The organism is Pseudonocardia sp. EC080619-01, from assembly GCF_001420995.1.
GTDB lineage: Bacteria > Actinomycetota > Actinomycetes > Mycobacteriales > Pseudonocardiaceae > Pseudonocardia.
The window spans coordinates 3,968,678-3,982,577 of sequence record NZ_CP012184.1; the positions used below are offsets into that span (position 1 = coordinate 3,968,678).

At 72.5% G+C, this 13,900-nt stretch carries 10 protein-coding genes; 4 read left to right on the top strand and 6 right to left on the bottom strand.

Annotated features, from left to right (window positions below; all coding sequences use genetic code 11):
• Nucleotides 1–4 precede the first annotated feature (4 nt).
• Nucleotides 5–1,504, bottom strand: coding sequence for a helix-turn-helix domain-containing protein (locus tag AD017_RS18585; protein WP_010229524.1), 1,500 nt, complete (start codon nucleotides 1,502–1,504; stop codon nucleotides 5–7).
• A 251-nt stretch (nucleotides 1,505–1,755) separates the two neighbouring features.
• Between AD017_RS18585 and AD017_RS18590 the strand changes: the two genes are divergently transcribed.
• On the top strand, nucleotides 1,756–2,493 hold the full coding sequence (locus tag AD017_RS18590; RefSeq protein ID WP_010229523.1) for a response regulator transcription factor: 738 nt from the start codon (nucleotides 1,756–1,758) through the stop codon (nucleotides 2,491–2,493).
• A gap of 91 nt (nucleotides 2,494–2,584) precedes the next feature.
• Here the strand turns inward: AD017_RS18590 and AD017_RS18595 are convergent, their stop codons facing one another.
• A complete protein-coding gene (locus AD017_RS18595) occupies nucleotides 2,585–3,418 on the bottom strand; it encodes a bifunctional allantoicase/(S)-ureidoglycine aminohydrolase (protein ID WP_060576465.1) in 834 nt (277 codons plus the stop codon).
• A 50-nt stretch (nucleotides 3,419–3,468) separates the two neighbouring features.
• Nucleotides 3,469–4,842, bottom strand: a complete 1,374-nt coding sequence (locus AD017_RS18600) for a cation:dicarboxylate symporter family transporter (RefSeq protein ID WP_050802354.1) — start codon at nucleotides 4,840–4,842, stop codon at nucleotides 3,469–3,471.
• A gap of 405 nt (nucleotides 4,843–5,247) precedes the next feature.
• Here AD017_RS18600 and AD017_RS18605 point away from each other — a divergent pair, with 405 nt between their 5' ends.
• Nucleotides 5,248–7,230, top strand: a complete 1,983-nt coding sequence (locus AD017_RS18605; RefSeq protein ID WP_227012856.1) for a PhoX family phosphatase — start codon at nucleotides 5,248–5,250, stop codon at nucleotides 7,228–7,230.
• A gap of 36 nt (nucleotides 7,231–7,266) precedes the next feature.
• Here the strand turns inward: AD017_RS18605 and AD017_RS18610 are convergent, their stop codons facing one another.
• Entirely contained in the window at nucleotides 7,267–8,058 is a 792-nt protein-coding gene (locus tag AD017_RS18610) for a hypothetical protein (protein WP_145982532.1), read from the bottom strand.
• A gap of 302 nt (nucleotides 8,059–8,360) precedes the next feature.
• Here AD017_RS18610 and AD017_RS18615 point away from each other — a divergent pair, with 302 nt between their 5' ends.
• On the top strand, nucleotides 8,361–9,707 hold the full coding sequence (locus tag AD017_RS18615; RefSeq protein ID WP_060574955.1) for an MFS transporter: 1,347 nt from the start codon (nucleotides 8,361–8,363) through the stop codon (nucleotides 9,705–9,707).
• A gap of 45 nt (nucleotides 9,708–9,752) precedes the next feature.
• Here AD017_RS18615 and AD017_RS18620 read toward each other — a convergent pair whose 3' ends face one another.
• Complete coding sequence (locus AD017_RS18620) at nucleotides 9,753–9,998, bottom strand: hypothetical protein (protein WP_139323957.1); 246 nt, start codon at nucleotides 9,996–9,998, stop codon at nucleotides 9,753–9,755.
• Between the two features lie 550 nt (nucleotides 9,999–10,548).
• Between AD017_RS18620 and AD017_RS18625 the strand changes: the two genes are divergently transcribed.
• Nucleotides 10,549–11,814 (top strand): HNH endonuclease signature motif containing protein, encoded by a 1,266-nt coding sequence (locus AD017_RS18625; RefSeq protein WP_082538265.1) that lies wholly within the window; start codon nucleotides 10,549–10,551, stop codon nucleotides 11,812–11,814.
• 32 nt (nucleotides 11,815–11,846) lie between these two features.
• Here the strand turns inward: AD017_RS18625 and AD017_RS18630 are convergent, their stop codons facing one another.
• Entirely contained in the window at nucleotides 11,847–13,892 is a 2,046-nt protein-coding gene (locus tag AD017_RS18630) for an NAD(+) synthase (RefSeq protein ID WP_060574956.1), read from the bottom strand.
• Nucleotides 13,893–13,900: the final 8 nt, after the last annotated feature.

Here is a 13,900-nt window from a genome sequence, read left to right on the forward strand (position 1 = left end):
GTCCTCAGTCGAGCAGCCGCTCGAGCCGGGCGGCGACGGCGGCGCGGCGCGGGTCGTCGCGCACGAGCAGCTCCAGGAGCCGCTCGTGCGCCTCGAGATCGTCGGCGCCGAGCGGGTGCCCGGTGAAGCGGTGCAGCAGCTCGGTGTCGTCGGCGGCGAGCACCGCGTGCCGCAGCCCGGCGACGAGCTCGTCCCGCAGCTCGCGGACGGCCGGGGCGTCGGAGCGGGGCAACAGCTCGCCGTGGCAGGTGGCGAGCGCGTCGGACGCCCGGCCCTCCCGCAGCGCGACCCGCAGCCGCAGGAAGTCGGCGTCCGGTTCGGCCGCGAGCCGGTACGGGCGGGTGAGCAGCAGGTCCGCTCCCAGCGAGGCGCGCAGCCGGTGGATCTCGCCGCGGACCGTCGTCGGGTTGCCGTCCTCGCCGTAGAGCATCAGGGTGAGCTGCTCGCCGGACAGCCCGTCCGGGTGCAGTGCCAGCGCGGTGAGGATCTCGGCCGGGCGCAGCGTCGCCGCGCTCTCGGTGCCGTCCAGGGTGATCCGCGGCCCGGAGCCCCCGGTGAACCGCAGCGCCAGCTGCGGGACCTCCTCGGTCCGGGCGACGACCCGGCCCCGCCGCCGCGACGGTGTCACCAGGAGGTATCCCTCCGGCAGCGCCTCGACGGCCATCTCCCGGCCGTCGCCGAGCCGGACCCGGTCGACGCCCTCCTGCAGCCGCACCCGTTCCGGGAACCGGCCGTAGGGCTCGCTCGCGATCACCCGGCCGGACGCCGACAGCAGCGCGCCCTCGGCGCCCCGCAGCGCGGCGAGGTGCGGCATGTTCTTGACCCGGAGCCGCTCGTCGGCGATCGCCAGCCGCACGCGCAGCTGGTTCTCGGCGAGCTGCGCGGTCGCGGTGACGAGCTGGACCAGGGCCGGGTGCACCGTGTGCAGGGGCCCGGAGATGTCGACGGCGCCGATGGTGTCGCCGGTGTCGGGGTCGTGCACGGGCGCGGCCACGCACGTCCAGTCGTGGTAGGTCCGGACGAGGTGCTCGGCGGAGTGGATGCGGACCGGCTCGTCGAGGGCGAGCGCCGTGCCCATCGCGTTGGTGCCGATCGCGTCCTCGGTCCAGCGGGTGCCCTCGCAGAGCCCGACGTCGTCGGCGGAGTGCAGCAGCCCGTGCGCACCGTCCCGCCACAGCACGTGGCCGTCGGCGTCGGTCACCAGCATGAGGTGCATCGCCTCGTCGGCGATGCTCACCAGCGTGGTGCGCAGCAACGGCATCACCGAGTGCAGCGGATGATGCTCCCGGACGTCGCGCAGCTCGTCGGCGCGGTACACGAGCGGTGGCAGCCTGCTCTCCGGATCGACGCGGGCGGCGAGGCTGCGCTGCCAGGAGTCCGACACGACCGGTCGAGGGCTGCCGGTCGCGCCACCGGTGCCGAGGCCGTCGTCGTAGATGCGGCGCAGCCGGTTCGCGTCCGCGACGAGCTCCTCGGGCGACGCGCCGTTGTCCGCATCGAGCATCTCGCCTCCCGTTCCGGCCGGGGACGCGCAGGGCGTCCTCGTCATGCACGGTCTCCCGCAGCGTTGCGGGTCCGCCACCCACGGTTCTCGGACCGGGATCGCGAGCATACCTGCTGATCGCCGGTTGCCCCATCGCCCGGCGACGGCCCCGGGCCGCCCTCCGTGCGCAACGTGCGGGCAACGTAACCCTCCCTACGGTTGCCCGCGACCGCCACGGAGGCGGTCCGCGACGACGCACCCGGAGGACAGCGATGACGCTCGAAGCCGTTCGAGAGGCCACCGATCTGCCGGTCCGCGGGGGCGAGGGTGCCGACACGATCCGCCGGGCGGCGCGCGTACTGGTCGTCGACTCGGAGCCGGTGGTCCGGCACGGCCTGCGGGCCCTGCTCACCGCCGAGCCGGATCTCGCACCGGCCGGGGAGGCCGCCTCCCCGCGTGACGCGCTGATGGCCGCCGAGCGGACCCGCCCGGACGCGATCATCGTCGACATCGAGTTCGGCCGGGACGAGCGCCCGGGCCTCGACCTCGTGCGCGCCCTGCTCGAGCGCTGTCGCGGGGTGCGGATCCTGGTGCTGACCGGGTGCCGGGACCGCGAGTCGATGATGCGGACCGTGCGCCTGGGTGTGCACGGCTACCTGCGCAAGGGCGCCGACACCCCGGAGATCGTCCGCGCGCTGCGCTCGGTGCTGCGCGGTGAGGGCGTCTTCGACCCGGGCACCACCAGTGCCGGTCCGCTGCAGGTGCTGCGCGAGCCGGCCCCCGCGGCACCGGCCGCCGGCGCGGACCTGTGCAAGACCTCGCTGCTGACCGACCGGGAGAACCAGGTGCTGCGGCTGCTGGCCGTCGGGCTGAGCAACCGCGAGATCGGCGGCCGGCTGCGGATCTCCGAGGCCACCGTGAAGTTCCACGTCCGGAACCTGCGCGACAAGCTCGAGGTCCGGCGCCGCACCGAGATCGTCTACACCGCCGCCCGCCAGGGCATCGTCTGAGGGACCGGCGCCGGACGAGGACCAGCCGGGCCGGGGCGCGTGGAGGATTCCCGCCCCGGCCCGCGCACCCGCGCCCCGCGCGGTGAGGTCCTCAGCGGACCGGGCCGAGCGGCATGTGCCGGTTGACGTCCTTGTAGAGCAGGTACCGGAAGCGCCCCGGGCCACCCGCGTAGCAGGCCTGCGGGCAGAAGGCCCGCAGCCACAGGAAGTCGCCCTCCTGCACCTCGACCCAGTCCTCGTTCAGCCGGTACACGGCCTTCCCCTCGAGGACGTAGAGCCCGTGCTCCATCACGTGGGTCTCCGCGAACGGGATGCAGCCGCCCGGCTCGAAGGTCACGATGTTGACGTGCATGTCGTGGCGCAGGTCCGCCGGATCGGCGAAGCGGGTCGTGCTCCAGGTCCCGCCGGTGTCGGGCATCGGCACCGGCTCGACCTCGGCGTCGCTGGTCACGAAGGCCTCGGGCGGCTCGATCCCGTCGACGTACTGGTACCGCTTCCGGATCCAGTGGAAGTGCGCGTGCTCGGCACCGTCGTGGTTCCAGGCGGTCCAGTTCCCGCCGGGCGGGAGGTAGGCGTACCCGCCGGCGCCCAGCTCGTACGCGCGGTCGCCGATCCGCAGCGTCAGCGTCCCCGCGGTCACGAACAGGACCGACTCCGCCGCCGGGTCGTCGTCCGGGCGGTCGGAGCCGCCGTGCGGCGCGACGTCCATCATGTACTGGGAGAACGTCTCGGCGAACCCGGACAGCGGGCGCGCCAGTACCCAGAGCCGCGTCCCGGTCCAGAACGGGAGCGAGCTGGTGACGATGTCCGAGTTCGTCCCCCGCGGGACGACCGCGTAGGCCTCGCGGAACATCGCCCGGTCGGTCAGCAGCTGGGTCTGCGGCGGCAGCCCGCCGGTCGGACGGTAGTAGCTCTGCTCGGTCACGAAGGCTCCTGCCTCGGTCGGGGACGGGGGTCGCGCGGGGACGCCGGAGGTCACCGTCGCACCTCGTCGGCGGGCTGTGGGGCGGGCACGCGCGGCGGGCCGGTGTCCGAGGCCCCGGCGGGCTCCGGCGCGCCGTCCTCGTGCTCGTCGTCGACCGGTGCCCGGCCGTCGAGCACCGCGCGCATCCGGTCGCGGTCCAGCATCCCTTCCCACCGCGCGACGACGAAGGTCGCGAGGCAGTTGCCGAGCAGGTTGGTGAACACCCGCATCGAGTCCATGAGGCGGTCCGCGCCCAGCAGCAGCGCGACCGCCGCGACCGGGAACGCGCCGACCGCGGCCGCCGTCGCCGACAGCGCGACGAAGGCGGAGCCGGGGACACCGGCCATGCCCTTCGAGCTGAGCATCAGGATCCCGAGGACGACGATCTGCTGACCGAGCGTCAGGTCGGCGCCCACCGCCTGGGACAGGAAGATCATCGCGAGCGACAGGTAGATCGCCGCGCCGTCGAGGTTGAACGAGTACCCCGTGGGGACGACGAGCCCGACCACCGCGCGATCGCACCCGGCGCCGGTGAGCTTGGAGATGATCCTCGGCATCACCGCCTCGGAGGAGCCGGTGCCGAGCGCCAGCATGAACTCGTCCTTGCAGTAGCGGAGGAACTTCCACGCGTTCACCCCGGTGATCAGCCAGACCACGGTCGACAGCAGCACGATGAAGACGACGGCCGAGCCGTAGGCCGCGAGGACCAGCATGCCGAACGACGTGAGCGAGCCCGCGCCGTAGTCGGCGACCGTGGCCGCCATCGCGCCGAACGCACCGAGGGGTGCCAGGTACATCACGTAGCCGACGATCTTGAAGATCACGTGCAGGGTCTGGTCGATGACGTCCATCAGCACCGGGGGCGCGCTGCTGCTGACCGCTGCGAGTGCGACCCCGAAGAGGAGCGCGAACAGGAGGACCTGGAGCAGGTTGTTGTCGGCGAACGCGCTGAAGACGCTGGTCGGGATGATGCCGAGCACGAACTCGACCCCACCGGGCAGGTGCTCGCCCTGGGTCTGCGACTCCAGTGAGCTCGCGTCGAGGGTGGCCGGATCGATGTTCATGCCGGCACCCGGCTGGACGAGATTGCCCACGACGAGGCCCAGCGTCAGCGCGGACAGCGTGGCGACGGTGAACCAGCCGAGAGCCTTCACGCCGATCGAGCCGAGCGCCCTCATGCTCCCGACCTTGGCGATCCCGGTCACGATGACCAGGAAGATCAGTGGCGCCACGACCATCTTGATCAGCTTGATGAAGCCCTCGCCGAGCGGTGCCAGGAGGCTGCCGAACCCGGGGAAGGCGAGACCGGTGGCGATCCCCAGGGCGATCCCGATCAACACCTGGACGAACAGTGAGGGGAACCGGCGCCGGCGAGGTGAGGTCATGCAACTCTCCCTTGAGTTCCGCATGGCGAAATTGCCATTTCGCAATTCGCGTTCATGGAACGGGCTGGCTCTCGCCGTGTCAAGGGCGGACGGGGCGCCGCACGTGGCCGAGCCCACTCGCCTGCCCGGAGGTCGTTCACCCGGCGGCCACCTTCTCCTCACCCGTACGGAGGACGGGACTGCTGTGATGCGGAGGAACCGGACGACACCCACCGTGACGTCGTCCGCCGACGCCCTCCCACCACGACCCCCAGGAGAACGACCGTGGCCGACTGCTGCCCCGGCGACGCCCCCGAGGCCGGCGCCCGCCGCACGCTCCCCGTCATCGACCGGCTCCGGCCCGGCCGCCAGGGCTTGACCTGCCGGTACAAGTGCGGCGACGCGTGCTCGAAGCCGGAGCCGAACATGTCGTCGAACGGGTACTTCGGTGATGTCCTGCAGACCGTGCTCGACCGCCGCGGCATGCTCCGTGCGGGTGCGGTCCTCGGCCTGACCGCCGGCACCGGCGCCGCGCTGGCCGGCACCGCCTCGGCCGGTACCCCCGCCCCCACCCCGGCGCACCCCCTCGGTGCGGCGGCCGCCCCGGCCGCGGCGCAGGCCGAGCCGCCGCGCGGGCTGCGCTACGAGACCGTCCCGCCGAACCTCGACGACACCATCCGGGTGCCGAAGGACTACGCGAGCAACGTGGTCATCCGCTGGGGCGACCCGATGTTCCCCGACGCCCCGGAGTTCGACTTCGAGAACCAGACCGCAGCGGCACAGGCCCGCCAGTTCGGCTACAACAACGACTTCTGCGGGATCCTGCCGATCGACGGCGCCGGGAAGCGCTACGTCATGTTCTCCAACCACGAGTACACGCTCGAGCCGCTGATGTTCCGCGGGTACGACGAGGACGCGCCCACCGAGGAGCAGATCCGGATCGGCATCGCCGCGCACGGCGGCGGGATCGTCGAGGTCACCCGGGACCTGAAGACCGGGGAGATGCACTACGACCGCGCGGGGAAGCTCAACCGGCGCATCACCGCCGAGACCGAGATGGTGCTCGACGGTCCGGCGGCCGGGGCCGAGGTCCTGCGGACGAAGGCCGACCCGACCGGCCGCGCCGTGCTCGGCATGATCGGCAACTGCGCGGGCGGGACGACCCCGTGGGGCACGTTCCTGTCCGGCGAGGAGAACTTCGACGGCTACTTCGCCTCCGGTCCGGTCACCGATCCGCGGCTGGAGCGCTACGGCCTGGAGGAGGGCGGCTCCGAGCGGAAGTGGGAGCGCGTCGACCCGCGCTGGGACCTGGCGAAGGAGCCGAACGAGGCGAACCGCTTCGGTTACATCGTCGAGATCGACCCGCACGACCCGTCGTCGAAGCCGGTCAAGCACACCGCGCTGGGCCGGTTCAAGCACGAGGGCGCCACCGTCGCCCTCACCGACGACGGCCGCCCCGTCGTCTACATGGGCGACGACGAGCGCTTCGACTACGTCTACAAGTTCGTGTCCGACAAGAAGATGCGCAAGGGCGACAGCCGGGCCGCGCGCGAGCACAACGCGACGCTGCTGGCGTCGGGCACGCTGTACGTCGCCGTCTTCACCGGCAACAGCCCGGCCGCGGAGATCACCGGGAACGGTGCGCTGCCCCGCGACGGGCAGTTCGACGGCGGCGGCGAGTGGAAGCCGCTCGCCTCCACGACGAAGTCCTACGTGGCCGGGATGAGCGTCGCGGACGTCTTCGTCTTCACCCGGCTCGCCGCGGACAAGGTCGGCGCGACCAAGATGGACCGTCCCGAGGACGTCGAGCCGAACCCGAGGACGGGCAAGGTCTACATCGCCTGCACCAACAACTCCGACCGCGGCAAGGCGGGCGAGGCCGGCGCGGACGAGCCGAACCCCCGCGTCGACAACCAGCACGGCCACGTCATCGAGCTGACCGAGTCCGGCGACGACCCCGCCGCGACGAAGTTCGGCTGGAACATCCTGCTGGTCTGCGGCAACCCGGACGACCCGTCGACGTACTTCGGCGGTTTCGACAAGTCCCAGGTCAGCCCGATCACCTCGCCGGACAACGTCGCGTTCGACCCCTACGGCAACCTGTGGGTCTCCACCGACTCCACACAGGCGCTGGAGATCAACGACGGGCTGTACGGCGTCGTGCTCGAGGGCCCGCAGCGCGGGTCGACGCGGCTGTTCGCCAGCGTCCCGGTGGGCTCCGAGTGCTGCGGTCCGGTCGTCACCGAGACGTTCGTGCTGGTCTCGGTGCAGCACCCGGGCGACGTCGACGACGCCTCACCGGAGGCCCCGGCGTCGCACTGGCCGGACGGTGGCCCCGCCCAGCCGCGGCCGGCGGTCGCCGCGATCCGGCACCTGCAGGACGGGCGGCCCGCCAAGATCGGGCTCTGAGGACGCCGCGGTGGGCGGGGTCCGCCCCGCCCACCGTCAGGCGCAGCGGCCGAGGTCCGGGTCGCCGGAACCCGCGCTCTTCTCGAACGAGATGTGCACGTGGTCGTAGTGGTTCGCGGTGTCGTCGCCGCGGTCCGACATCTCGGTCCACCCGGAGCCGTCGTTCATCGCCTGCTCCCAGATCACGTACTTCACGCCGAGCTCGTCGGCGTTGGCCAGGGCGCAGTCGGCGATGCGGTCGCCCTTCTCGCCGCGGACCATGAGATCCAGCGCGTGCCCGGTGGGGTGGTCGGAGGCGTTGGCGCGCTGGGCGACGCCGATCAGCTCCGGCTCGTCGTAGGCGCAGGCGAGGAACTCCGCGGCGTCGGAGACCCAGCTCTTCACCGAGCCGAGGTCGTCGGTGTCGACGTCGCAGGACCCGGTGCCGCCGAGCCGGGCCCGGTCGGCGACCTCCCGGGCGATGCGTTCGGCCTCGTCGGCCGCGGCCCGGCCGGCGTCGGCGGTCGCGTCGAGCAGGCCCGCGTCACGCACGATCTCCGCGCCGAGGACAGGCTCGGTACGCGGTGTGTCGACGGCCGCCGCGGCCGCCACCGGCTCGGCGATCCCGTCGAGGAGGTCCGCGCTCCGGCTGCCACCGTCGAGGGCGTCGTCGAGGGTTCCGGTGCTGTCGGCGGCGAGCCGCAGCTCCGCCTCGGCCGGGCCCGGGCCGAGCCCGGCCATCGGCGTGACGACGACGAGCGCGCCACTCGTGACGGCGGCCGCGGTGGCGACGTGGCGCAACCCGGGACGGATCGCGGCCTGTTCCCGCCGGTGGCGGTGTCGGGGCACGACGTTCTCCTCCGGCACGCGTCCGGGCGGGCTGCGGGGGAGCGTGGGATCGGGGGAATCCCTGCCCGTCGGGGGACCGGATCGCGTGTCCTCACCGGACGGTAGCGAAGCGTGCCGGAATGTCGGGTCCGGGGGATTCACCGGGACGACGACCGAACCCGGCCGTGCGGCGAGCGGCACGGGAGGTGCGACCGCCGTCGATGCGCGACGAATGTCCGGAACCGTCTTTACCCGACCGGACGTTCGGTGCACAGTATCCGCGGACCGGCACACCGCGGTGCCGGCGAGGGGGGAGCGCCCGCATGTCCGACCAGCACGCCGCCGGCCAGGGGGCCGGCCCGCGCACCGTCGCCGACACGACCGGATCGTCGCCGTCGCAGGTGCGCCGGGTCGCCGCGACGAGCGCGATCGGCACGACGATCGAGTGGTACGACTTCTTCATCTACGCCACGGCCGCCGCCCTGGTGTTCAACAGCCAGTTCTTCTCGACGATGTCGGCGGCCTCGGGCACGCTGGCCGCCTTCACGACCCTCGGCGTCGGGCTGGTCGCCCGGCCCGTGGGCGGCATCGTCTGGGGCCACTTCGGGGACCGGCTGGGGCGCAAGAGGATGCTGGTGGCGTCGCTGCTGCTGATGGGGTTCGCGACCGTCGGCGTCGGCCTGCTGCCCACCTACGCGCAGATCGGCGTGGCCGCGCCGGTGCTGCTGGTCGTGCTGCGCCTGCTGCAGGGACTCTCCGCGGGCGGTGAGTGGGGCGGCGCCGCGCTGATGTCGGTCGAGCACGCCCCGCCCGGCCGGCGCGGCCGCTACGGCTCGTTCCCGCAGATCGGTGTCCCGGCCGGGCTGATCCTGGCCCAGCTGGTGTTCCTCGTCGTGTCGAACGTGACCACGCCCGAGCAGTTCGCGGCGTGGGGCTGGCGGATCCCCTTCCTGCTCTCGATCCTGCTCGTCGTCGTCGGGCTGGTGATCCGTCTGCGGGTCGAGGAGAGCCCGGTGTTCGCGATGCTGCGCGAGAACCGGTCCCGCAGCCGCGCGCCGATCCTGGAGGTGTTCGCGCAGCGTCCGCGGGAGCTGGTCCTGGCCTCGGTCAGCTTCATCGCCAACAACGCGATCGGCTACATCTTCCTGGCGTACCTGCTGTCCTACGGGACCCAGGTGCTCGAGGTCCCGCGCAACACCATGATCGTCGTCGTGATCATCGGCTCGCTGAGCTGGCTGGTCAGCATCGTGGCCGGAGCGATCTGGTCGGACCGGGTGGGCCGCAAGCGGGCCTACCTTGTCGGCTCGGTGATGCTGGTGGTCTGGCCGGTGCCGTTCTTCCTGCTGCTGGACACGACCTCGTTCGCGGCGATGGTCCTGGCGGTGGTCGTGCTGACGGCCGGTCTCGGCCTGTCCTACGGCCCGCAGTCGGCGCTGTTCGCCGAGATGTTCGAGGCCCGCTACCGCTACAGCGGCGCGTCGTTCTCCTACGCCGTCGGCGCGGTCCTCGGCGGCGGGTTCGCCCCGCTGATCGCCACCGCGCTGCAGCAGGGCTACGGGTCGTCGACGCCGGTGGCGGTCTACATGGTCGTCGTCGCGGTGATCTCGCTGGTGGCGATCGTCCTCATCCGCGAGACGCACCGGCCGGGGGCGCCGGCGCAGCTGTCCTGACGACCGGCGGCGGCCGGGTGTCACGCCGCCCGGCCGCCGGGGTGATCAGGGGGAGCGGTGCCGGCCGTCGGCCAGGCCGGCGGCGTTGAACTCCCGGGCCCGGCGGCGCCCCGCGACGGTCCCGGCTGCCGGGGCGTCGTCGGTGCCGTTCATCGAACGGGCCTGCTCGGCGAGCTCGCGGGTGACGCACGGCCAGGTCGCGCTGATTCCGCTCGCGTCCCGGCACTCCCGGCAGTAACCCTGGTCGTCGGGGGTGTGCTCCGACAGGGTCCGCTCGAGCAGATCGGGCATCTCGGACAGGATGTTCGCGAGTGCCAAGACTCACCTCCAGGTCGATTGCCGGGGACAGTAGTAGTCGTGGATCACCCGCGCGGCCCAGGGGCGCGGGCTCCGTACGGACCGTCCGAGCCGGAGTTCGGGGGCCTCCCGGGCCTCGGGAAATCCACTGTGGAGGTCGGGTTCCCGCTGCGCACGGGAAGGTGTGTGGCTGTCGCTCGGCCGGGTGGACGGAGGTGTGCCGGACCGGCTCCCGACGGCCGTGACCGTCGGACGCATCACGAACCGCCGGACATCGCTCGGTGAGCCGTACCGGTGATCGGCGGCCGGTGGCAGTGGCACGACGACACACCCTTCCCGTGCGCCGGGCGTAGCCGATCGATCACTCCGGCGGGCGGGCGATCGGTGTCCCGCGCCAGGCCGGGCCGGGCCTGGTGCTCGCCGGTCGGGGAGTGCGCTCTCGCGGGTTCTCCGCAGACCGCCGCCGACGCCTTCGCTGGTCAGGGGTTTGCTATCGCGAACGATTACTAGCGGATCGAACATGCGTTCGGATACTGTCTGGCTCATGACCGCGGTCCAGGAACCTCCACGCACCAGCCTCCCGGTCGGGGATCCGGGGTTCCCTCAGGTCGATCTGGCGCTAGTGCAGCTGGCGGTGGAGCAGGCCGCGCACGACGACCTGTCCGGTGTGTCCGAGGCGGAGTTGATCGATCAGATCCAGCAGCTCGAATCCGTGCAGCACTCCCTGGCCGCGCTCCAGGCGACCCGGGTGCGGGCGTTCGCCCGGCTCCATGTGGAGAACGGCATCGCGGCCGGGCGGACGGATCCGGATCGGTTGCAGCGCGGAGTGGTGGCCCAGGTCGGGTTGGCCTGCCGGGTCTCGCCGACCGAGGCGCGCCGACGGGTGAGCACGGCCCGTGACCTGCACGACGGTCTCGATCATGTCCGTGGGCTGTTCGGGGCCGGTGAGTTGAGCGCGGCGAAGGTGGCGGTGGTGGTGGCCGCGTGTTCGGGTCTGGACCGTGCTGAACGTGCCGCGGTGGATGTTCGTCTGGCTGCGCACGATCTGACCCGGCTCGGTCTGGGCCGGTTGCGGTATCTCGCACGCCGGTTCGCCGCCGAGGTCGCACCGGAGAAGTTCCTCGCCCGCGTGGAGTCCGCACGGGCGGAACGGCGCGTGACCCTGCGTCCGGCGCCGGATGCGATGACCTTCCTGACCGCGTATCTCCCGGTCGAACAGGGCGTGGCCTGCCTCGCCGCTCTGAACAAGGCGTTCACCGAGGTGTCGGTGGACCCGGCACCGTCGACCCGGACTCGTGGTCAGGTCATGGCCGACGCCCTGGTCGAGCGCCTCACCGGACAGGCGATGGCGACCGATGTGGGTGTCGAGGTCCAGGTCGTGGTGCCGATCGAGGCGCTGCTCGACCCGGACTCGCCGCTCCCGGCGGAGATCCCCGGCCACGGCCCGGTCCCGGTCGACCTCCTGGCCACGGGCGAGGGGCGGAAGACCCTGCGCCGCCTGGTCACCTCCGACGGTGTCGTGATCGGTGGTGACTCGCGGCAGCGCACCTTCACCGGGCTGCTGGCGCGCCTGGTGCGGGCGCGGGCGGGGAACCGGTGCACCGAGCCGTACTGCGATGCCCCGGTGCGCCATATCGACCATGTCCACCGTGATGCCGAGGGAGGGGCGACCGAGCTCGACAACGGGCGCGGGGTGTGCGAGTTCCACAACCACGTCCGCGAGCAGGCCGGGTGGCGCGTCGCCCGCGGGCCGGACGGCAGGGTGCGGACCACGACCCCGACCGGGCACACCTACCGGGCGCCCGGATGACCGACCGTGGCCCGGCCGGTCATCGGGCGCCCTCAGGCGTCCGGGACCTCGCGTTCGATCTCCGCCAGCCACAGGGCGGCCGACATGTCCGACGGCGCCCGCCAGTCCCCGCGTGGCGACAGCGCACCCCCCGCGGAGACCTTCGGCCCGTTGGGCAGGGCGGACCGCTTGAACTGGGCGAACGCGAAGAACCGCTTCGCGAAGACCTGCAGCCAGCACCGGATCTCGGCGGCGTCGTAGGCGGGGCGCTCGTCGTCCGGGAAGCCGGGCGGCCACTCCCCGGCCGCCGGGTCGGACCAGGCGTGCCCGGCGAGGAAGGCGATCTTCGACGGCCGGAAGCCGTACCGCAGCGTGTACCAGAGCGTGAAGTCCTGCAGCGCGTACGGACCGACCGTGGCCTGGCTGGACTGGACCTCCTGCGTCCCGTCCGACGGGACCAGCTCCGGGGTGATCTCCGTGTCGAGTACCGACCGCAGCACGGCGGAGACGCCGTCGTCGAACTGCCGCGAGGAGATCACCCAGCGGATCAGGTGCTGCATGAGCGTCTTCGGCACGCCGCCGTTGACGTTGTAGTGCGACATCTGGTCGCCGACCCCGTAGGTGGACCAACCCAGCGCCAGCTCGGACAGGTCACCGGTGCCCAGCACGATGCCGCCGCGCTGGTTCGCGAGCCGGAACAGGTAGTCGGTGCGCAGACCGGCCTGGACGTTCTCGAACGTCACGTCGTACACGGGTTCGCCGCGGCCGAACGGATGCCCGATCTCGGTCAGCATCGTGCGCGCGGTACCGGTGATGTCGAGGGTCTCGAAGGTGACGCCCAGCGCCTCGGACAGCGCGACGGCGTTGCCGCGGGTGTGGTCGGAGGTGGCGAAGCCGGGCATCGTGAAGGCCAGGATGTCGCTGCGCGGCCGGCCGAGGCGGTCCATCGCCCGCGCCGCGACGATCAGGGCGTGCGTGGAGTCCAGTCCGCCGGACACCCCGATGACGACCTTCGGCTGGCCGATCGCGCGCAGCCGCTGCTCCAGGCCGGAGACCTGGATCGAGTAGGCCTCGTAGCAGTCCTGTTCGAGCCGCTCGGCGTCGGAAGGGACGAACGGGAAGCGTTCCACGGTGCGGCGCAGCCCGATGTCGTGCCCGGGCGGGTCGAGCCGGAAGGTGACCGTCCGGAAGGCGTCGGTGCGGTCGGCGTGGGTGCGGCGGTTGTCGTCGAAGGTGCCCTGCCGCCGTCGCTCGGCGGCGATCAGGTCGAGGTCCAGGTCGGCGACCGCGCGGCGCGGGCCGTCGGGGAACCGCTCCGACTCGGCGAGCAGCTCGCCGTTCTCGTAGACCAGTGTCTGGCCGTCCCACGACACGTCCGTCGTGGACTCGCCCTCACCGGCGGCGGCGTAGACGTAGCCGGCCAGGCAGCGCGACGACGCCGACCGACACAGCAGCCGTCGCTGCTCGGCGCGGCCGACCGTGATCGGCGACCCCGACAGGTTCGCCAGCACCGTCGCCCCGGCCAGGGCTGCCTCCGCCGAGGGCGGCACCGGGACCCAGAAGTCCTCGCAGATCTCGGCGTGCAGCACGAAGCCCGGCAGGTCCTCGGCACGGAACAGCAGATCGGTGCCGAACGGGTACGCCGTGCCGCCGACCGTGATCGTCGCGTCGCGCACGTCGTCACCCGCGGCGAGCTGGCGGCGCTCGTAGAACTCCCGGTAGGTCGGCAGGTACGACTTCGGCGCGACGCCCAGGATCCGCCCGCGGTGGATCACGACGGCGGTGTTGTAGACGCGGTGCCGGTGCCGCAACGGAGCCCCGACGACGAGGACCGGCAGCAGCTCCGCGGTCGCGGCGGCCAGCGTCACCAGCTCCCGCTCGACCGCCTCGAGCAACGTGTCCTGCAGCAGGACGTCCTCGATCGAGTAGCCGGACAGCGTGAGCTCCGGGAACACGACCAGGCCCACGCCGTCGTCGTGGCAGGAGCGGGCGGCGTCGAGGACGGCGGCCGCGTTCGCGGCGGGCTCGGCCATCGTCGTGTGCAGGGTCGCCGCGGCGGCACGCAGGAACCGGTGGCGGTAGACGGAGCGGAAGTCCACCCGATCAT

Excerpts from the sequence above, each read along its gene's own strand:
- AD017_RS18585 (WP_010229524.1), bottom strand. The coding sequence starts at position 1,504 with ATGCTCGATGCGGACAACGGCGCGTCGCCCGAGGAGCTCGTCGCGGAC.
- AD017_RS18590 (WP_010229523.1), top strand. The coding sequence starts at position 1,756 with ATGACGCTCGAAGCCGTTCGAGAGGCCACCGATCTGCCGGTCCGCGGG.
- AD017_RS18600 (WP_050802354.1), bottom strand. The coding sequence starts at position 4,842 with ATGACCTCACCTCGCCGGCGCCGGTTCCCCTCACTGTTCGTCCAGGTG.
- AD017_RS18605 (WP_227012856.1), top strand. The coding sequence starts at position 5,248 with ATGTCGTCGAACGGGTACTTCGGTGATGTCCTGCAGACCGTGCTCGAC.
- AD017_RS18615 (WP_060574955.1), top strand. The coding sequence starts at position 8,361 with ATGTCCGACCAGCACGCCGCCGGCCAGGGGGCCGGCCCGCGCACCGTC.
- AD017_RS18620 (WP_139323957.1), bottom strand. The coding sequence starts at position 9,998 with ATGCCCGATCTGCTCGAGCGGACCCTGTCGGAGCACACCCCCGACGAC.
- AD017_RS18625 (WP_082538265.1), top strand. The coding sequence starts at position 10,549 with ATGACCGCGGTCCAGGAACCTCCACGCACCAGCCTCCCGGTCGGGGAT.